This is a genomic window from Haloglomus salinum (assembly GCF_024298825.1).
Taxonomy (GTDB): domain Archaea; phylum Halobacteriota; class Halobacteria; order Halobacteriales; family Haloarculaceae; genus Haloglomus; species Haloglomus salinum.
Genome location: NZ_CP101153.1, coordinates 1,773,285 through 1,793,231, shown reverse-complemented (window position 1 = coordinate 1,793,231; position 19,947 = coordinate 1,773,285). Strand labels below are relative to the sequence as shown.

The 19,947-nt window shown below is 62.5% G+C and carries 10 protein-coding genes and 1 CRISPR repeat array; of the genes, 5 read left to right on the top strand and 5 right to left on the bottom strand.

Annotated features, from left to right (window positions below; genetic code table 11):
* Positions 1-95 precede the first annotated feature (95 nt).
* Positions 96-6,880: a CRISPR direct-repeat array (repeat unit 30 nt; unit sequence GCTTCAACCCCTCAAAGGTGCGTCTGGAAC).
* A gap of 106 nt (positions 6,881-6,986) precedes the next feature.
* The 3 genes from cas2 to NL115_RS08625 are packed head-to-tail and all read right to left on the bottom strand — an operon-like array spanning position 6,987 to position 8,818.
* A complete protein-coding gene (gene cas2, locus NL115_RS08635; RefSeq protein ID WP_254832778.1) occupies positions 6,987-7,247 on the bottom strand; it encodes a CRISPR-associated endonuclease Cas2 in 261 nt (86 codons plus the stop codon).
* Positions 7,248-8,249 carry a type I-B CRISPR-associated endonuclease Cas1b gene (cas1b, locus tag NL115_RS08630; RefSeq protein ID WP_254832777.1) on the bottom strand — a complete coding sequence of 334 codons (1,002 nt, stop codon included), beginning with the start codon at positions 8,247-8,249 and terminating at the stop codon, positions 7,248-7,250.
* A gap of 2 nt (positions 8,250-8,251) precedes the next feature.
* Positions 8,252-8,818, bottom strand: a complete 567-nt coding sequence (locus NL115_RS08625; protein WP_254832776.1) for a CRISPR-associated protein Cas4 — start codon at positions 8,816-8,818, stop codon at positions 8,252-8,254.
* A 148-nt stretch (positions 8,819-8,966) separates the two neighbouring features.
* Here NL115_RS08625 and cas6 point away from each other — a divergent pair, with 148 nt between their 5' ends.
* The 5 genes from cas6 to NL115_RS08600 are packed head-to-tail and all read left to right on the top strand — an operon-like array spanning position 8,967 to position 16,426.
* On the top strand, positions 8,967-9,761 hold the full coding sequence (gene cas6, locus NL115_RS08620; protein WP_254832775.1) for a CRISPR-associated endoribonuclease Cas6: 795 nt from the start codon (positions 8,967-8,969) through the stop codon (positions 9,759-9,761).
* On the top strand, positions 9,758-11,881 hold the full coding sequence (cas8b, locus tag NL115_RS08615; protein WP_254832774.1) for a type I-B CRISPR-associated protein Cas8b/Csh1: 2,124 nt from the start codon (positions 9,758-9,760) through the stop codon (positions 11,879-11,881). The genes cas6 and cas8b overlap by 4 nt, the downstream gene beginning before the upstream one ends.
* A 5-nt stretch (positions 11,882-11,886) precedes the next feature.
* On the top strand, positions 11,887-12,924 hold the full coding sequence (cas7b, locus tag NL115_RS08610; protein ID WP_254832773.1) for a type I-B CRISPR-associated protein Cas7/Csh2: 1,038 nt from the start codon (positions 11,887-11,889) through the stop codon (positions 12,922-12,924).
* Between the two features lie 31 nt (positions 12,925-12,955).
* The gene (cas5b, locus tag NL115_RS08605) at positions 12,956-13,741 is read left to right on the top strand and encodes a type I-B CRISPR-associated protein Cas5b (RefSeq protein ID WP_254832772.1); all 786 of its coding nucleotides are present in this window, start codon (positions 12,956-12,958) and stop codon (positions 13,739-13,741) included.
* A gap of 6 nt (positions 13,742-13,747) precedes the next feature.
* Positions 13,748-16,426, top strand: coding sequence for a CRISPR-associated endonuclease Cas3'' (locus NL115_RS08600; RefSeq protein ID WP_254832771.1), 2,679 nt, complete (start codon positions 13,748-13,750; stop codon positions 16,424-16,426).
* Between the two features lie 817 nt (positions 16,427-17,243).
* On the opposite strand, the gene NL115_RS08595 is transcribed toward NL115_RS08600, so the two are convergent.
* Together NL115_RS08595 and NL115_RS08590 are read right to left on the bottom strand one after the other, a co-directional pair.
* Positions 17,244-18,173 (bottom strand): transcription initiation factor IIB, encoded by a 930-nt coding sequence (locus NL115_RS08595; protein ID WP_254832770.1) that lies wholly within the window; start codon positions 18,171-18,173, stop codon positions 17,244-17,246.
* A 1,079-nt stretch (positions 18,174-19,252) separates the two neighbouring features.
* Positions 19,253-19,405 carry a hypothetical protein gene (locus NL115_RS08590; protein WP_254832769.1) on the bottom strand — a complete coding sequence of 51 codons (153 nt, stop codon included), beginning with the start codon at positions 19,403-19,405 and terminating at the stop codon, positions 19,253-19,255.
* Positions 19,406-19,947 lie beyond the last annotated feature (542 nt).

Sequence of the window (19,947 nt, the reverse complement as noted above, 5' to 3'; positions counted from 1 at the left end):
CGGCGGGTGGACGCGTCGGCATCGGCCGCGACCTGGTCGTCGAGGTTCCACTCCGCGGCGCGACGCTCGGCCTCCGCCCTAGTGTCGTCTTTGTCGCTCCAACCCCTCAAAGGTGCGTCTGGAACTCGTTCAGCTGGCCGTCGTCGGTTGCTCGGCGAGCAAGCTTCAACCCCTCAAAGGTGCGTCTGGAACTGTGGAGATGTTCACCGCCGCGCCGCCACTGCCGCTTCAACCCCTCAAAGGTGCGTCTGGAACACGGAGCAGCCCGCGGATGGCATCGGACTTGTTCCCGCTTCAACCCCTCAAAGGTGCGTCTGGAACCGTCACGCGCTCAAGGATACCACTCACGCCGACGCTTCAACCCCTCAAAGGTGCGTCTGGAACTCTGAAGCGTCAGTGATACGACCTTGCGGTGTCTGCTTCAACCCCTCAAAGGTGCGTCTGGAACGCCCTGGCGACGTGACCATGGACACCGACGACAAGCTTCAACCCCTCAAAGGTGCGTCTGGAACACGCGGTTCGGGATGCCTTGCACGGCGCCCTCCAGAAGCTTCAACCCCTCAAAGGTGCGTCTGGAACTGCCTTCGTGGTGATGGTCTGGTCGTCGCTTGTGAGGCTTCAACCCCTCAAAGGTGCGTCTGGAACCCTCCCGGACGACCCCGAAGACATCGGTGTCTCGGAGCTTCAACCCCTCAAAGGTGCGTCTGGAACGTCGCTGTCGGCGCGGTCGCGGTCCTCGACATGGTCGCTTCAACCCCTCAAAGGTGCGTCTGGAACTACACATGTAGTAAGCCAAACGGGGTGCGAGGGGTGCTTCAACCCCTCAAAGGTGCGTCTGGAACTCGCGACGGCTTCCTGAGTTCGGGCCGACCACTCGCTTCAACCCCTCAAAGGTGCGTCTGGAACGCGTTCCTTGCATCCGTGCGGTCGCTACACAGCAGTCGCGCTTCAACCCCTCAAAGGTGCGTCTGGAACGTCGAGAGCGGCGCTCCCGCCGCTCAGGAGGGTGTGCTTCAACCCCTCAAAGGTGCGTCTGGAACGTTCTCGGGGAGCCCGTCGGAGAGCAGGATGCCCTCGCTTCAACCCCTCAAAGGTGCGTCTGGAACGCTGTGTCTTCTCCAGCTGCGAGGCCATCATCGAGCTTCAACCCCTCAAAGGTGCGTCTGGAACATACCGAGACCATCGTCCAGGGGATGGTGAACACGCTTCAACCCCTCAAAGGTGCGTCTGGAACCGGACCCATCGGCAACCTCGGTTCCTACATCGCTGAGCTTCAACCCCTCAAAGGTGCGTCTGGAACACGCGCAAGAGGCCCGGCACCCGATACGGCGGACAGCTTCAACCCCTCAAAGGTGCGTCTGGAACGCAATCTGGTTCGGTCGTGAAATCTGCGACAAGCAGCTTCAACCCCTCAAAGGTGCGTCTGGAACCCCTCAGTTTTACAGTGCGGGCGGGTAGCTGTTGCTGCTTCAACCCCTCAAAGGTGCGTCTGGAACCAAGAAGGCGCTCGACCGTGCTGGAATCGGTCCGCAGCTTCAACCCCTCAAAGGTGCGTCTGGAACGCCGTCGTCGCGGAGGAACTCGGGGACCTGCTCTGGCTTCAACCCCTCAAAGGTGCGTCTGGAACCCGTCGCGGACGGTGACGCGGTAGCCGTCGCCGGTGCTTCAACCCCTCAAAGGTGCGTCTGGAACATCCTGCTCCTGGTGGTCGACCGCTTGCCCGCGGAGCTTCAACCCCTCAAAGGTGCGTCTGGAACGTGTGGCCGTTATCGGCGATGTAGACGGTGGCGACGCTTCAACCCCTCAAAGGTGCGTCTGGAACACACCGAGGGCAACCGCTCGGTCGTCGCGGGCCCGCTTCAACCCCTCAAAGGTGCGTCTGGAACGGTTGTTCGTTCTCTGTTCAGAGTGACCACAGAACAGCTTCAACCCCTCAAAGGTGCGTCTGGAACCGCTTTACCATATCACGCATTTATTCTGAAAACTAGCTTCAACCCCTCAAAGGTGCGTCTGGAACGGTCGAGCTGGACGTGCTGGCCCGCGCCGCGTGACGCTTCAACCCCTCAAAGGTGCGTCTGGAACCTGACGTATCTTGCCGCCCAGTATCGGATGGGCGTGCTTCAACCCCTCAAAGGTGCGTCTGGAACCCGCGACCCCGAGCGGTCGGACGACCAGGCGAACGCTTCAACCCCTCAAAGGTGCGTCTGGAACCGGGCAGGGTGGGGCGCGATGCAGGTTTTCTCTATCGCTTCAACCCCTCAAAGGTGCGTCTGGAACCCGGTGTCGGTGTCGACAGCCTGGACCTGCGTGTTCGCTTCAACCCCTCAAAGGTGCGTCTGGAACTGCGGATTCAGGGGCCAATTAACGACTTTTTTGCGAGCTTCAACCCCTCAAAGGTGCGTCTGGAACAACGCAGTCCGGGCACATGCCGTTCGGCATCCGTCTGCTTCAACCCCTCAAAGGTGCGTCTGGAACAGGCGGGGCTGGTTGATGTCTACCGCGAGAAGGGGCCGCTTCAACCCCTCAAAGGTGCGTCTGGAACACCAGCTCTTCGAGGTGGCGCATGTCCGTCGCCAGCTTCAACCCCTCAAAGGTGCGTCTGGAACCGACCTGGCGCTCAGTCACGTCGTAGAATTGGTTGCTTCAACCCCTCAAAGGTGCGTCTGGAACCGGACATCGCCGGTGGGTTGGATGCTGCGACCGGGAGCTTCAACCCCTCAAAGGTGCGTCTGGAACCAGGTCCTCGGCCGGCTGGAGATCTCGGATGGCGCTTCAACCCCTCAAAGGTGCGTCTGGAACCGCAGCCATCCCCATCGTCATCCCGGCGACGATAACGCTTCAACCCCTCAAAGGTGCGTCTGGAACACGCGCCGGTCGCGTCCGGGCGGCCGTTGATGGCGAGGCTTCAACCCCTCAAAGGTGCGTCTGGAACCGCGAACGGCGTGAACGGGTAGTCCCCGTGCCCGATGCTTCAACCCCTCAAAGGTGCGTCTGGAACACGCGCCGGTCGCGTCCGGGCGGCCGTTGATGGCGAGGCTTCAACCCCTCAAAGGTGCGTCTGGAACCGCGAACGGCGTGAACGGGTAGTCCCCGTGCCCGATGCTTCAACCCCTCAAAGGTGCGTCTGGAACAGCGATGGGCCACTCGGAGATCGAGCAGGCCCTGACGCTTCAACCCCTCAAAGGTGCGTCTGGAACCCGGTGGGTGGGACGATAGGCGTACTCGTCGCCCTGCTTCAACCCCTCAAAGGTGCGTCTGGAACGTGTCATCTTCTCTTAAATAGTAACGGCGCAGGTCAACCGACCCGAGCCGTCAGCTTCAACCCCTCAAAGGTGCGTCTGGAACGACCGTGGCGTGGTCCTGTGCCTGCTCGCGGTCGAGGCTTCAACCCCTCAAAGGTGCGTCTGGAACAGGCCTCGCACCGGACGAGCGGGACGCCGTCTCGCTCGCTTCAACCCCTCAAAGGTGCGTCTGGAACACCGTCTCCACAATCACGCCCCGTGGCGAGGCGGGCGCTTCAACCCCTCAAAGGTGCGTCTGGAACGGTCGCTGGGCGCGGCGGCTGGCGGATCGGATGCGCTTCAACCCCTCAAAGGTGCGTCTGGAACGCGCCCGTCTGGTCGTCGAGGATGAACGTCTGCTCGCTTCAACCCCTCAAAGGTGCGTCTGGAACCTCCTCGCTGGCGGCGAAACGAACACAATCTATGAGCTTCAACCCCTCAAAGGTGCGTCTGGAACCGGCGAGTCGCGGGGCCGTATCCGCAGCCGGAGCAGCTTCAACCCCTCAAAGGTGCGTCTGGAACAGGATAGCGCCGAACTCCGAGATGAGGATGCTCGAGCTTCAACCCCTCAAAGGTGCGTCTGGAACCATGGTCCGGACGTCCACCTGCCGCTCGACGAGGTGGCTTCAACCCCTCAAAGGTGCGTCTGGAACTCTCGGAGTCGGCGGCCGTCACCGACGAGGTCACGGCGCTTCAACCCCTCAAAGGTGCGTCTGGAACGATGGCCGCGACGATGCAGTACAGCGCCGCTTTCGCGCTTCAACCCCTCAAAGGTGCGTCTGGAACTCGTCAAATTCACGACCCCACCGACTGCCGCCACGTTGCTTCAACCCCTCAAAGGTGCGTCTGGAACAACCTCGCGGTCCCAGCGAGTAGACTCATAGCCGAAGCTTCAACCCCTCAAAGGTGCGTCTGGAACGGTCCTCGAACCGCGCGAGGTCCTCCACGAGGCCGCTTCAACCCCTCAAAGGTGCGTCTGGAACCCGCACACGTCCGGTTCGCTGTGGTGGTTGCCCCAGCTTCAACCCCTCAAAGGTGCGTCTGGAACCGGCGCTCCCCTCGACGGTCCAGGAGTAGTCGATTTCGCTTCAACCCCTCAAAGGTGCGTCTGGAACGATGCGCCGGAGCGCGGCCTGCATCTGCGGGATGTCGCTTCAACCCCTCAAAGGTGCGTCTGGAACGCGCGAACGCGGGCAGGAGGAATCGCGCGGCCAGCTGCTTCAACCCCTCAAAGGTGCGTCTGGAACCTCGCGGTTGCTCACTGTCCACCGGGGCTGCGAGCTTCAACCCCTCAAAGGTGCGTCTGGAACATGGGGTCGCCGTTCTCCATCCGGCGCGCCCAGTCGCTTCAACCCCTCAAAGGTGCGTCTGGAACCTCGTCGACCTCGCCCATCACCTCGCTGTAGCGATCGCTTCAACCCCTCAAAGGTGCGTCTGGAACATTCTCGGCTACAAGGACGAAGGCGACTACTTCCAGCTTCAACCCCTCAAAGGTGCGTCTGGAACGAGGTGGCTGAGCCGGCATGACCGCCCGCATCGAGCTTCAACCCCTCAAAGGTGCGTCTGGAACAGGAGGTCCTGGAGGCGGCGGCCCGCGCGGTGTATCCGCTTCAACCCCTCAAAGGTGCGTCTGGAACGCAGGCCGACACCGGCCACATCTGCGCCGCGTGCGCGCTTCAACCCCTCAAAGGTGCGTCTGGAACCCGGCCGCCACGACGGCCACGTTCGCTCCATCCGAGCTTCAACCCCTCAAAGGTGCGTCTGGAACTCGGTGTTGACGCGCTTGTCGTGGCCGGTGTAGCCGCTTCAACCCCTCAAAGGTGCGTCTGGAACGTGTCGCCCAGCTCGTCGAAGTCGCAGTGCTGGCTGCTTCAACCCCTCAAAGGTGCGTCTGGAACTGCGGACGGAACGCCCGAGCGGGTGCGGGCACACCGCTTCAACCCCTCAAAGGTGCGTCTGGAACAAAGCTGAACCGCCGCCTCATCCACGACATCCGGGAGCTTCAACCCCTCAAAGGTGCGTCTGGAACTCCGCCGTGGTCGCCGTCGCCTTGACGCGGACGCTTCAACCCCTCAAAGGTGCGTCTGGAACGAAGGCCCTCGTCGAGACCATCTCGTTCCTGGCTCTGCTTCAACCCCTCAAAGGTGCGTCTGGAACGAAGCGTCCGGCGGCGGCAACTCTACGCCGTCGCTCGCTTCAACCCCTCAAAGGTGCGTCTGGAACAAGAGCAAATCGTCAATCGCTTCCCGAATATTCCAGGGAGCTTCAACCCCTCAAAGGTGCGTCTGGAACCTAAACCCGAATTTCCACACTTCTCCGCCATAGTTGCTTCAACCCCTCAAAGGTGCGTCTGGAACCATTCTTCGAATTCATCCCCGCAGAGTTTGCACTCGCTTCAACCCCTCAAAGGTGCGTCTGGAACGCCACAGCGATGCGTGGTGGTCGTTCGGGGACAGCTTCAACCCCTCAAAGGTGCGTCTGGAACAGGGTGACAACCACACCAGCGTACTGTCCCAACTGCTTCAACCCCTCAAAGGTGCGTCTGGAACAACGGCTCCCGGGGCGACCTCCACAGCAACGCGCTGCTTCAACCCCTCAAAGGTGCGTCTGGAACGGTGGTGCCCCCGTCTGTTCGTCGTCGTTCCCGGTCGCTTCAACCCCTCAAAGGTGCGTCTGGAACACATACACACCCATGTCCACATCCGAATCCGCGGAGGCTTCAACCCCTCAAAGGTGCGTCTGGAACGATTGAACCCCGCGAAGCCGGACCACCGGCCACGCTGCTTCAACCCCTCAAAGGTGCGTCTGGAACAGCCAGTTGCCCTCCGCGAACTTGTCGAAGCGGACGCTTCAACCCCTCAAAGGTGCGTCTGGAACGCAGGAACTGCTCTCGCACGTCGACAGCGGGTGCCCGCTTCAACCCCTCAAAGGTGCGTCTGGAACAAGGTGGTTCTGCATCCGCCCAGGCTGGTCCACGCTTCAACCCCTCAAAGGTGCGTCTGGAACCTTGTTGCCCTGTCTGCCAAAGAAATGGCCGCGTTGGCTTCAACCCCTCAAAGGTGCGTCTGGAACCTCGCCCTCGGTCAGGGCCTGCTCGACGTGGGCGCTGCTTCAACCCCTCAAAGGTGCGTCTGGAACCACTCGTCAAGGCCACGCCGGACGGTTTCGAGGATGCTTCAACCCCTCAAAGGTGCGTCTGGAACCACCTCGCGCTGCCGGTGGCCGCACGCTTCGCACTCGCTTCAACCCCTCAAAGGTGCGTCTGGAACGCCTCGAAGACGGGCAAGCACCACTTTCAGGATTGGCTTCAACCCCTCAAAGGTGCGTCTGGAACGCCCGGGGCGACGGGTGCAACTGCCCGGACAAACAGCTTCAACCCCTCAAAGGTGCGTCTGGAACCATGTCAACCGTATCCACGAACGGCAGTTCAAGCACGCTTCAACCCCTCAAAGGTGCGTCTGGAACCCGTCAGCGAGCCGCCTGACGCCCGTGAGAGCGTCCTGCTTCAACCCCTCAAAGGTGCGTCTGGAACGCGCGGACCGTCGAGCGGGTCGGTATCGATTGAGACCGCTTCAACCCCTCAAAGGTGCGTCTGGAACCATGCCTGATTGACGGGGCATAAGGCTCTATACGGTCGGTTCTTCATCAGGATTTTCATCGACCCCCAATTCCCGCCTACACCCCGGGGGGTCGATGGATTCGCAGCTATGTGAACCGGCTTCCCGGCCTCTCAGCGCTTCCAAACACTGTATAATCGACGTAGTCCTGCGTTTCGGCCTCGAATACCATTACCGAGTCCTCTGGCACGAGTTGGTCGTCGATTTGGTTCTTTAATTTCGTCACCTGGCCTTCAGTCAGGTTGCCGTAGAAGACCGAGTTCTGGATGTGTTCCAACTTCTGCCGGAGCAGTTTGCGGTAGACCCGCGTCCGCTCCGCAGGCACGTCGTATACGACGATAACGAGCACTCACCACCACCTCTCAGTGGCCCGATACGGTTCGTTCGCGATGAGATGCTTCTTCAGGCTGTACACGTCCGTGCGGACGAGCGTTTTGTAGCTAACTTTCCGGTTGAGCCTCGGATGTTCGATTGTTTCGTCCAACATCTTCTCGAATTCCTCAAGTACTGCCAGACGGCCGTCTTCCGAGAGGAGGCAGCCTTCCAGTTCGGACTCGAAATCATCGATGCTGATATGTTGCCGATTCACCACTCGGAACGCGACGCGGTCGGCGAGGAGGGGTTTGAATATATCCGCGATATCGAGTGAGAGGGTGAAACGTCTCTCTCCAGGCTCGTGGAGGAACCCGACAGTTGGATCCAGAGCAGTCTGCCGAATGGCAGAGACACAGGACGTGTAGACCATTCCATTGAGGAACGATATCAACGCATTTGCCTCACTAGTTGGTGGATTGTACTCACGCTGCGTCAGCTCGAATGGGTCTCTGAGAATGGTATCAAAACAGCGGTAGTATGCCTTCCGCGCTGTTGCTTCGATTCCCCTGAGTTCGTCGATAGAGTCCCTATCATCGTCGCAGACTCGTTGCTTCAAACCTTCGAGCCGGTTCAGTGCCCCCGTAAAATCGCCCCGCTTATCATCGTAGTATCGCACGTTTGCCCGCATGTTATGGATACTAGCCGCTACGAAATCCTCAGCAATGCTCAATCGCCGTGCCGGGTCGTCGTACGCCCGGACCTGTTGCACGACCGTGTCTCCGGAAATGTGATCCCGCTTCGGTAGGTACGAGCCCCGATAGTGGTCCTTCCAACCAAATACGTGTACGGGGATGCCGTGTTCGTTCAGCAACCCCAGAGCCCTAGTGTTAAACGTTATTTGTCCATGCAGGTATAGCGTGTCGACGCTCTCCACTGGAAGGTATTCCGTCTCTCCATCCAGAGTATCGATTCGGAGTGTCCCTTCGTTCCGTTTGAGATCCCCGTCGGCGAAGATATGGTGATTGGGCTTCGTCATCGTTACACCCAGCAGATGTCCTGATACAGACAGCTGTCACAGTACGGCTTCTTCTCGAGTTCGGGCGGTTCGTCTCGTTCTACCGTCTGAATGACACCGCGAATCGATTCTTCGACCCATTCACGTGAGTCCGCATCGAGTTCGACAGGCTCGCGTTTACGCTCTGCCGGATATGCAAGCACTCCGTCACGCTCGATATCCAAAATCTCGTCCAGATACCAGAGGTAGTAGAGAAGTTGAAGTTTCGCTGGCGCCTCTAATGCCGAGGAGGCTTTCACTTCCATCACCTCCCCGGAATCGAGCATATCTAAGACGATACGGCCATTGATACTGAATGACCGCCGCTGCCCTTCATAACTCGTCTCGTCGATGTGCGTGCCTCGTTGGATGTTGGATGTTTCTCGGTCAATATCCACACCTCGCGAGAAGAACCACAGTTCCCGCGTACACACTTCGTGATATTGCATCATCAGCCCGGTGATACGGACCCGAGGCTCGCGGTGTGTATCGCGTTCCCGAGCGATGTATCGCTGGACGACACTGTCGCCCTCCCACCCCACTGAGTCCATGATGATAGACGCAGGAGGCCGGACTGATAACCTTGTTGCTGGTTAGCATCCATCGATATACTCCACGCCTAGAGTTAACACCCCCACGACGGAATCGTGGTCTGCACCGTATGACTGAATTGGTATACTATCCGGGGGACGGGAATCAGTGCGTCTCCTGATACGACTTCGGGCGACGGCGGATGCCCGGTACAACAACGCGGCGCATCACAAACTGCGGGGCCGGCTCTGGAAGGGACTCGACCGTTCCGAGTTCGACGACCTCCACGACAGCGGTCGGCCGCCTGGAATCTGCAACTCGCAGATATTCCCGTGGGGAGAGATAGAGACCGGTGATCAGCGACACGTCCTCGTCGCTGCGGCCGATCGCGATGTCCTCCAGGCCGTCGCCGATGGTCTCGTCGCCGACCGTGAGTTCAATGTCGGTGAGATGCGGTTCCGTATCGAAGAGGTCGTCCCGCTCTCGCCGGACGTGGGAGAGCCGGGCTCGACAGGGACACTCGAGACAGGTTCTGGCGTCCTCGTCCGGATTCCACCCTGGCGACAGGACGAGTACGGTATCGCCGACGAGAGCGATGGCGAGTCGCTCTTCTGGCGGCCGGAGTATTCGACCGAACCGTTCCAGACGCAGCTGGTGAACAACCTCGACCGGAAGCACAATCGCTTTCAGCCCGACTACCTCCCGGGGCCCTCGGACAGCGATGGCGACCTGTTCGAGGAGTACGAACTCCTGAAGACGTACGCGCTCCCGCTGACGGTTTCGGAGGGAGAACAGCGCGAGGTCGTTCTGAGCAAGTGGCGGTTCGGGTATCGCGTTCGCGACGACGACCACCGCCGCCATCTGAACCTCGCACTCGACACCGGAATCGGCGAGCGGAACGCGCTCGGGCTCGGCTTCCTCAATATCGAAGACAAGACGCTCCCGACGGGTGAACCAGCGTGAGCGATGTCGATGTAGAAGCCTTCGAGCAGGCCATCGGGGACTTCTGGGAACACGGGCGCGCCCCCGTGGAACTCCCCGATATCATGGCGATGTACGGCGTTCTCGCCGTGGGGGCCAGCGACGACGGGCTGTTCCGCACCGGTTCGACACTGGACGACTACCTGGACGGGGAATACGTCACGGTCAGAATCGACCTCACCGACGACGACCCCGCCTCATCGTGGGACGTGACGGTCGACACACTGACCAAGGACATCGTCGAGGCCTTGGCTGTCTCGAAGAACCCGGCCGGTAAGGGGAGAGATTATAGCATCACCCAGATCGGCTCGAAGACCGGCAATTCCCCTGACTCATTCGCGAATACATACGTAAGCCGACTCGGAGACTGGTGCGGCTACGATTCCGTCCGCAGCGTCTTCGAGAGCGACGACGGGCACCCCGATGGCTGGGTCGTCGAGGCGGTCACCGACGTGCTCGGGGATGACGAGACACTGGACGAGATAGCCGACGTGACCGAAGAACTCCTCGCTGGAACGGCCGAGCGGGTGGTGACCGTCGCCGTTAGGCTCGATACGAGCGACCTCGAGGACTACGACGGCCCCGATGGCGTCCAGTGGCTGTATCCGGACGGCTTGCCGGTGATGAACGAGGCGATGCGGCGCTACGCCGGTGAGAATATGGCGGACAAGAACATCGGCGGGTCGAGAATCTCACGCGGCCCGGGTGTCGACGCAGTGAACGGAAGCGAGGACACCCTCGTCGGAACGCCACAGAGCCCGTTCGGACTGTTCTCGGTCAAGCACCCGGACAACCAGCCATCCCTCGACCGAACGCAGTCCTGGCGGAACTACCCGGTCTCCGCCGAGACGGCGATGTTGTTCAAGAAGGCCGAGGACCTGCTGGAGAAGACGGTGATGCGGCGCGGGGGGATGGAGGTGTACGCCCTCCCGTACTTCACTGGAGAACTCACCCCCGAGAAGGCTAGCGCCCTGTATCGGGCCATCCAGTCGTTGGATGTCGAGCAGAACAAGAAGGAACCGCCGATGGGTGTCGTGACGTACGACCTCGAGGAGTACGCTCCCGAATTGGCCGAGCAGGAACTCCGATACTACCTGCTGACGATGCCCATCGGGGACGACAAACACGTCGTCGCCGAGTCGAATGCCGTCACGATGTATCACGCCCGCCAACTCGCCGACGCCCTGTTGGCGACGCTCGCGGGGCCCTCGTTCGCTCCCGCCCGGAGCAACTTCGGAGCTCCGACCAACTGGCCGCTTCTCGAAATCGACACCGAGGGGCCTGGAGAAACCGCGCGGCGACGCCGTGCGACGAAGGACATCCTGTTAGGAGCGTTCATCGATGCCGGCTTCCAGCGACGTGATACCGACAAGGTCGGTGACGACTTCCGCCGCGTCGCCGATCACCGACTCCTCGCCGGAGAGCCACTGCGCGCGGAGACGCTCTTCGAGGAGTACATGCAGCGATTCAGCGACGAGTTCGACGGAACAGACCCAGTCCCCTCGCAACTCGCTGGGATGCAACTCGCACAGTTAGAGAGCCTTTCGCGGGCGGGTCTCGTTGACGGTATTCCACCGGTCGAGCCCGCACCCACGACCGAATGGACGACCATGACCGAGCAATCCGAACCCACAGACATCGATACGATTCGCGAGCGGCGACTGGAATCGTTTCTTGACCGCCCACTACTGCAGGAGGATCCCGAGCGACGAGGGGCCTTCCTCGCCGGCGTCCTCGTCGGCCAGGTCAGCTGGTATCAGGAGAACGAGCGCAACGTCGGCCGCCCGCTCGACATCCGGACGCCGGCCGACGAAATCACCGCGCGTGGGCTGTCGCAGGCCGTCCGGACGGCACTGGAGAAGGCGAAGATATACGCCGCCGAAGACGACTACTCGTCCGACATCCTCTACCCGGAGGTCGTCGACCGGCTACTGGACGCCCTGGAGGCGGACCCGGAGGACTGGACCCTCTCGAAACGCGACCTCCAGTTCGCGTATTCGCTCGGCCAAGCCTTCGGCCGGCGGGCGATGCCGGTCGCGTTCGAGATCCGCGGCCAGAACACGAGTACAGAGAGTGAAGTGACCGCCGACGCGGCTGACTGATACCAATGAGCCAGACCGAACCGATTCCACGCTCCGAGATTCTGTTCCTGACCGACGCACAAGACTGCAACCCCAACGGCAACCCGATGAACGACAATCGGCCACGCCGTGACCCCGAGACCGGGCAGGCCATCATCACCGATGTCCGGCTCAAGCGATACCTTCGCGACCAGCTCGCGGACGACGGCTACGACATCTACGTGAAGAAGATGGGCGGCCGATCGTACGGACGGACGACGCTTGCCAAGGACGTTCTCGGGGATATCTCCGATGCCGATGACATCGAGGACATCGAAGATGTCGGGGCTGCATTCCTCGATGCAGCCACCGACGTTCGATACTTCGGGGCCACCCTCTCGTTCAACTCCAGTGACGATGATGAAGAGGAGGAGCTTCGCAACGCCCTCGCGGGCGCCTTCCCGAACAACTACCAGGGCCCGGTCCAGTTCCTCCCGGCACGGTCGCTGAACGAGGTCGAGGAGAACGACGAATACGACTCTCTCACGAGCGTCATCTCGACGGGTGACGAGAATCGCCAGGGTGGGTTCGGACTCGACGACAAGCGCATCGTCTACGGCATCTTCCCGTTCTACGGGCTCGTCGACGGCGAAGCCGCCAAGGACACCCACCTCTCCAACCGCGACGTGGAGCGGCTCGACACGCTCTGCTGGCGGTCCATCAAGAATCAGGCCACCTCGCGGAGCAAGGTCGGCCAGGCACCGCGGCTCTACCTCCGTGTGGAGTACGCGGATGAGCACTACCACATGGGCGATCTCCAGAACCTCGTCGAACTCGACGAGGGGCGGTCGGCAGATTCCCCACGATCCGTCGTCGATGTGGCTGTGGATATGACGGCGCTCGTCGACGCGCTACACGACGAGAGCGACCGTATCGACACGCTGCATGTCACCGGGAATCGGAATCTATCGCTCATCCACGATGGGACCGAACACGCTGGCGATGATATCGAATCGATGATTCAGCACGAGGACTACGCGGTCCACGCCATTGACCCGTACGAAGAGCGCGACCTGGCCGAATGATGTGGGCTCGTGTTGACCGCTGGAGTCGCCCATGACGCCGACAATCGATAGCGACGGGATTCCAGATGTCTGCCTGTCGCTCGAGATCCGTGCGGACTGGGGGCACTTCAAGAAGTACGGCCGGACGGCGACGAAGCAGACGTTCGACGTCATCCCTCGGACGACAGCTGCGGGGCTGCTCGCAGCTATCGTCGGGGCGCCACGAGATAGCTACTACGAAACGTTCGGCGAGGGGCAGAGTGCCGTCGCGATCACCCCGATGGCCGACCTACGAAGCCTCAATATCCCGACGACGGGTGTCGGTACCGACCCGGACGCAGCAGCATCACAGCGGGCGGGGAGTCGTCGGTCTCGCTCGATAATGTATCAGGATACGACACAGCACCGGCAGATACACAACTACGAGGTGCTGATCAATCCTGCCTATCGTATCGATGTCGCCGTCGAGAACGAGTCGTTCTACACCGACCTCCGGCAGCATCTCGAAGCGGGGACGAGCACCTACCCACCCAGTATGGGGCTCTCCGAATATCTCGCCTCTGTCGAGTATCTCGGCGAGCATCAGGTCGAACGCCTCCCCGAGTCGGAGCCGGTCGACTCAGTCGTCCCGGTTCCGCTGGCGGACACCATCCCGCAGCCGGGTGTCGCGTACCGAGTCGAGCGCTCTCCGGCGATCATGGAGCAGCATGCTGGTGGGCGACGAACGACGAGACTGGACGACCTGGTCTACACGCCACACGCTGAGGACTCGGTTCGGTTCGACGCTGAGAACGTTCACGCTGCATCCGTGGACGATGCTACGGTCGTCTTCCGCTGATCGACCATGCCCACGCCCATCATCTCACATCCGACGAATCCCTTCGGCGAGAACCCGCTCCTCCTCCAGGATCATCTCGAGGCGGTCGCAGACCGCGCCGTAACACTCGGCCACGAGCGGGCCGCGATCCCGCTGCGGACGATCGGGCTGTTACACGACTTCGGCAAAGTGACACCACAGTTCCAGGCCTACATTCGCAAAGAGTACAACGGTCCGGACACAGAGCGGTATCACGCTCGAATCGGCGCGTTCGTCACCTTCTACGCGCTGCAGCAACAGGGTTTGGAGCCGCTGGACCAGCTCGCCGGCGCGCTCGCGGTCGCCAAACACCATGGCACGATTCCCGATGCCGCCCCGTATGTTGGAACTCGTCTCACCGAGGCGTATCAGCACGAGGCCCTGCATAATCAGGTGGAACGAATCGATGCCGAAGCGGCCGACCTCGCGGACGAGATAATCCGACTTGCGACCGATGGGGCCGGTTCATGGGCGGACTTCCGCACCCGCTTCGAGGACGGGACCGTCGTGGACGGCCTGGAATCACTCAGTACGACGGCCCCACCGCTCTCACCGCCGAAACCCGATTCGGAGGCACTTCCGGGTAGACTGTACGACCGAACACTCCGCTACTGGGGAGCCCTCACCCTGGCCGATAAGTCACATGCGAGCGGTCTGACGACCGCTGCACTGTACGACTATGGCTCACTCGCACGGGGCCCGCTTGACGACTATATCGAGACCTTGCAAGGGACGGCCGACTCCGACCTCGAGGCGACGCTGAACACGCTCCGCGAGGATGCCCGCCAGCAGGTTGTGGCCGGCGTCCAGGACTGGATAGAAGACCCGGAGGCACCATCGGTCGCGACCCTCCGACTCCCTACGGGCCTCGGGAAGACCTTCACTGGCATCAGTGGCGCACTCACCGCCAAAGCGGCACTCCCGGAGATGACGCCACAACGGACCCTGGTGTACGCCCTCCCTTTCACCAGTATCATCGAGCAGACGCGAGCCCAGTTCGAAGACGAGTCCATCTGGGGGGCCGACCCGACCGGGACAGCGTTCACCGTTCACCACCACCTCTCCGAGACGGTGACCTACGGCGACCGGGCTGAGGAACGTGACGACATCGAGTTCCTCGGCGAGAGTTGGCGCTCCGGCGTCGTCCTGACCACGTTCGTGCAACTCTTCGAGAGTCTCGTCGGACCTACCACGAGCCGAGGCACGAAGCTCCCAGCGCTGGAGGGGTCCGTCGTCATCCTCGACGAACCACAAGCGCTACCGAAGGACTGGTGGGCCGCTATGCCCCGCATCCTCGAGATACTGACCGAGGAGTACGGCGCGCGGGTCATCTCGATGACGGCGACGGAGCCACCACTCTTCCGGGCGTTCGAGACTGCCGACCTTCTGGAGCGAGGCCGAACAGCGTCCGAGGCAGCTCAACAACCGCGTCACGAGACACACAGCACGAGGTCGTATTTCCGCTCTGCGGAGCGGGTGACCTACCGCTGCGACGAGTCGGCATATGCACATAGTCCGGACCGCCCGACGCAGTACGTCGCGCATGCGGAAGCCGCCGATCGCATCCACGAACGCGCTCGTGAGGAGGGCACATCGGTTCTCTCGGTCTGCAACACCATCGAGAGTTCACGCATCCTGACCGAGGAACTGAAGCAACAGCCCTCTACCACCCACCTGGGCCACGCACTCGCCGATGTCCTCGAAGAGCGTGCCGCCCCAGTCACCGACCTCGACCCCGAAGCGGTCGCCAGGTCGGTGCGTGCTCGTGCTGGACTCGGGCCGACGGACTCGACCCCCGGAACAGACGAGACGTTCCTCCTCACGTTCAACTCCCGATTCCGGCCGTTCGACCGCCGGGTCCTGATACATCTTGCAGACCATCTCTCGACAGCGAACCGCCCGTTCGTCTTCGTCGCCACGCAAGCCGTCGAGGCTGGGGTCGATCTCAGCTTCAACACGGTGTATCGCGATATCGCACCGTTGGATAGCATCGTGCAAGCAGCCGGCCGCTGCAATCGGTCGTTCGAATGGGGCGAACGTGGTGGAGAGGTGATTATCTGGACCCTCGCCGGACCGTCAGAGGAGACGCCGGCGAATCCAGCGGACCCACCACCCGCCGAGCACGTGTACGAGCAGTCGATTCCTAGTCACCTTCGGCTCGTCTCGGCGACGCTGTCGGAGTTGGATGGCGACTCGGAGATCCCCGACAGCGAGGTATCAGACGTGGCGGTCCGCAGGTACTTCGACCGGCTGGCCGAAGATAAACAGGTCGGCGACCAGGGCATCACCGAGGAGATCGAGGCCTGTGAAGGGGACCGGCTGCTCGGACGCTCACTTATCGGTGATTATCAGACGGTCGATACGGTCGTCGGCGTGTCATCGGGCGACGAGACCGTCATCTCGGATGCTGCCGCCGAGTTCCAGCCAGTCCCGACGAGAGCGGCCTACGAGGCTGCAGAGGGGCTTTCGAGTCTGCGAGTCTCGGTTCCCGAGACGGTGATGGAATCCGCAACCAAGGTTCCACGTCTCGACCGAAACTCACGCGGCGACACCGAAGGCATCCAACTCTTCGAGTATACCAACCAGCCGGGACTTGCGTACAATCTAGCCGGGGCGGGTCTTGTTGAGGACCAAGAGGGAATCGGAGGTCGATTCACGGTTCTGTAACAGCTGGCCGTTCCATCGACCCCTCGGGGGGACACCGGGAATCGGGGGGGTGATGGAAAATATACTTGCTAATCCCGCTTGTAAGGCATACGTCCGGCGAATCGGGCATGGTTCCAGACGCATCTTTGAGGGGTTGAAGCTGGGACGTGGTCCACCCGAACGGGACCGTACATCGGTTCCAGACGCACTTTGAGGGGTTGAAGCAGACCGTACACTGCCGATTTCACGGGCAGATTCCAGTTCCAGACGCACTTTTGAGGGGTTGAAGCTACCGGACGGCGCAGGATATGCTGCTCAATCCGCCGTGTTCCAGACGCACCTTTGAGGGGTTGAAGCATCCAGATATGGGAACCGACGACCGACAAGGGCAGTTCCAGACGCTCCTTTGAGAGGCTGAAGCCACCACGCGGTCGGTGAAACGGCTGGGCGGGTCGCGTTCTAATATAGGCAGCGCGAATCCTCGGATCCCCACCGGCCGTGGTCTTCCCCCAGACCTCGAGGAACCAGCCGTCGCCACTCTCCCACCAGTGCAACTCGGCGTCACTGGGGTAGGGCACCTTGTCGGCCCACAAGCCACACCGCCTTACCAGCGGTAGCGCACTCTCGCGCTTCCTGTCCACCGGCTGCGACGTCTTCGAGTGACTCGACCGCCTCTCGGCGTGAACACCGACTCCTCTGTTTGTAGCCTCCAACTTGGACCACCTCCCTCAGAGGTCGTGGCTGCGCGCGCAGCGAGCGAAGCGAGCGAGCACGGAGCGGAGGGTGGGGCGGCGGGGTCGCGGGGCCGTGGACCCGAAACGAAGGGGTTGCATCCCCCTCAGTCGTCCGCGACCAGCCCGGCCACTGTCGCCGTCGGCTGGTGACGCCGCTCACTCGCGTCGTGCAGCTCCCGCGAGTAGTTCGCGATCTTCCACTTCGAGGTCGGTACCGTCTCGCCGACTGCCCTGACCACCTCGGCCTGGGTCACAGCCTTCCCGTCGGTCAGCCGGTCTGCCGCATACACCGCCGCCCCGGCCACGGTCATCCGCGCCGTGCCTGGTGCGATGGCACGTTCGTCAGCCACGTCCATCAGCCGCTCCGCGACCCGGACCAGATCGATGCCGGTCGCCACGTCCAGTTCATCGTTCAGCGCCGCGACCACCCGATCAACCGCTCTGTCTCGCACCGGGGGAACGTCCACGTCCGTCTGCACTCGGATCTTCCTGGCGGCCGCACACACCCGCTCACGACTTGTCTTCGCGTGCTCGGCGATCTGCCGAGGACTGCGCTCCACACCGGCTTTCCGGCCAGCCAGCAGCACCGCCCCGGCCGCCAGCGACTCCCATGCCATCCGGCCGCCCGGCAGCCGCGCCTCCTTCGCCGCCTCCAGATACCGCGACGCATCCGTCGTCACGTGCTCGGGCAACTCGAGGTTCGCCCCGAGCATCCCGATATCACGGAACCCCTCGTTCAGGCGCTTGTCCCGCTTGTCGTGCATGGTGAAGCGCTTGTGGCGACGGCGCAGCCGCTCCATCTTGTCCTTCCGCTCCGGGGAGAGCGTATTGCCCTTCCCGTCCGTCGAGAGGAAGAAGGTCGTATGCAGCCCTTTGTCGACCCGCAGCTCCTTCGTCGGCTCGACCGCCCATTCACCGTCGCGCTCCGTCCCCGCTGGTGCGTGCGCCTTCAGCCCCGGCTTCCGCTCCAGGGCATCGATCGACACGACAAGCCCACAGTCCGCACACACCGCCTCGACGTCCTCCGAAATCACACGGCCCTCGCATTCCGGGCACGACGCCCGCCAGTCCACGTTCCGCGCATCGACCGCCTGACTGTCACTCGATTCGTCCGAAACTTCTTCACCGAAGATGGTTCTAACAGACATTGCGGTAGCACGGAGGCGCTTCACCGAGCGCCCGACCCCCCGCGCCCTAACGCGGGGTTTCCTCACACGACCACACGACCGAACCAGCACCAGCGCTCTCGCTCGCGCCTCCGAGCGCCCCGCAGGGGCGCGAGCGAGAGCGCGGTCTGCTCGGGACCCCCACCAGTCACGCGCGGCAACCGGGCGGGCGCGACCGGCCAGCGGAGTAAGCGTGGGGGGTGAGCATACTGCGCAACCCCCCGCGCTTACCCGCTGGCGGCAAAGCAGACGCCCGGCAGGTCGCGCGCAACCCCTTGTGGGTGAGCGCGACCGGAGCCCGGAACCTACTGGAAGCCCGGCAGCCCGGAATGGTCGGTGCCGAGGGACGCGCCCGCCCGCACGTGCCGCGCGTGACGAGCCGTCAGGCGCAGCCGACCCACCCCCGACTAATGCTCGCCTGACAGTCCAACGGTAACGGACACACCGACTAGCCCATCGCATGCTCGGCTGGCAGACCCACGGCGAACACACCGACCCAACTTCCTCTCGCCGCTCGGCCGGCAGTCCAACGCACGAACACACCGGGCTAGCGCACCCGCAGCGCGACCGACCATCCACCCGGGCGGGACTGAAAGGGGCCAGCGGCTCGATCCGGCCCGGGCGACGTAAGCACCGCAACGTAGTGAGGAGCGCAGCGAGTCCCGGCACGGTCGAGCCGCTGGGGGCTTTCAACAAGAGCAGGACAGGCGGGAGAGGGAATCCATCCCCCACTCCGCACCTCAGAGTCGCGGTACGGCCCACCTTTCGCCTCCCGAAGCCGCACGACCTAGCAGCCGACAACTCAACTTCACCGTGCCAGCCCCGAGGGTCTCCTCCAGTTGCGCGACCGTCCGGTCGCCCGGGGCACCGCCTGCTGGCACGCGGTGGTGATCGGGTCGTAACCGGCCTCCGTCCACAACTCGCACCCGCAAGCCGACGAGTGCGGCTCAGTCGTCGTCGTGATGCTCGCGCTCGAAGTGCGCCACGAGCGCGTCCACCTCCGTCTCGTCCGCGGCCACTCGAATCGGCACGCCACACTCGTGACACGTCGTCGTGTCGGGGCTCCCGTCCCCATCCCCAGCGTCGTCCTCGGTCCCCATCCTCCCAGCTTGCGTCGGCAACGGAGCGGACGGCAGGTAGTTCTTGGGGAGCGTGCACACATAACACGAGACACCAGCCGATCGCGTCGCTACCGAGGCATGAAAAGCGGGGTGGGGGAAAGAGGGGGTGGGATGCACCGAAAGAGCGGTGCAAGTGGCCGAACGTGGGGTGGATATTTAAACAAAATGGCCACTGGTCCAGTCTTCCCACGACCGGGTCGTCACACGGCGGGGAGGGTTCCGGTCGTCGAGCGGGTGTCCGGCTCGTCGTCCGCACACGCGGCAGCGGTGAGCCACGGTCCCCACGGCAGCCCCGGAGCTCAGACAGGGATGCACGTGTCGATGGCCAGTCACGGACGGCGCCCTGACACCGAATCACTACAGACCCGAACCGGCCGATTTGCGGCCGCTGAGCGGATCCGACCATGGCGGCCCGGCCGGCCACAGCGAGTCGGAAATCGCTCCGTCCCTGCCAGCACACCAACCGCCGTCAGCGCCCCGTTCGCGGCCGATCGAGCCAGTCTGATTGGTGACCATTCAGA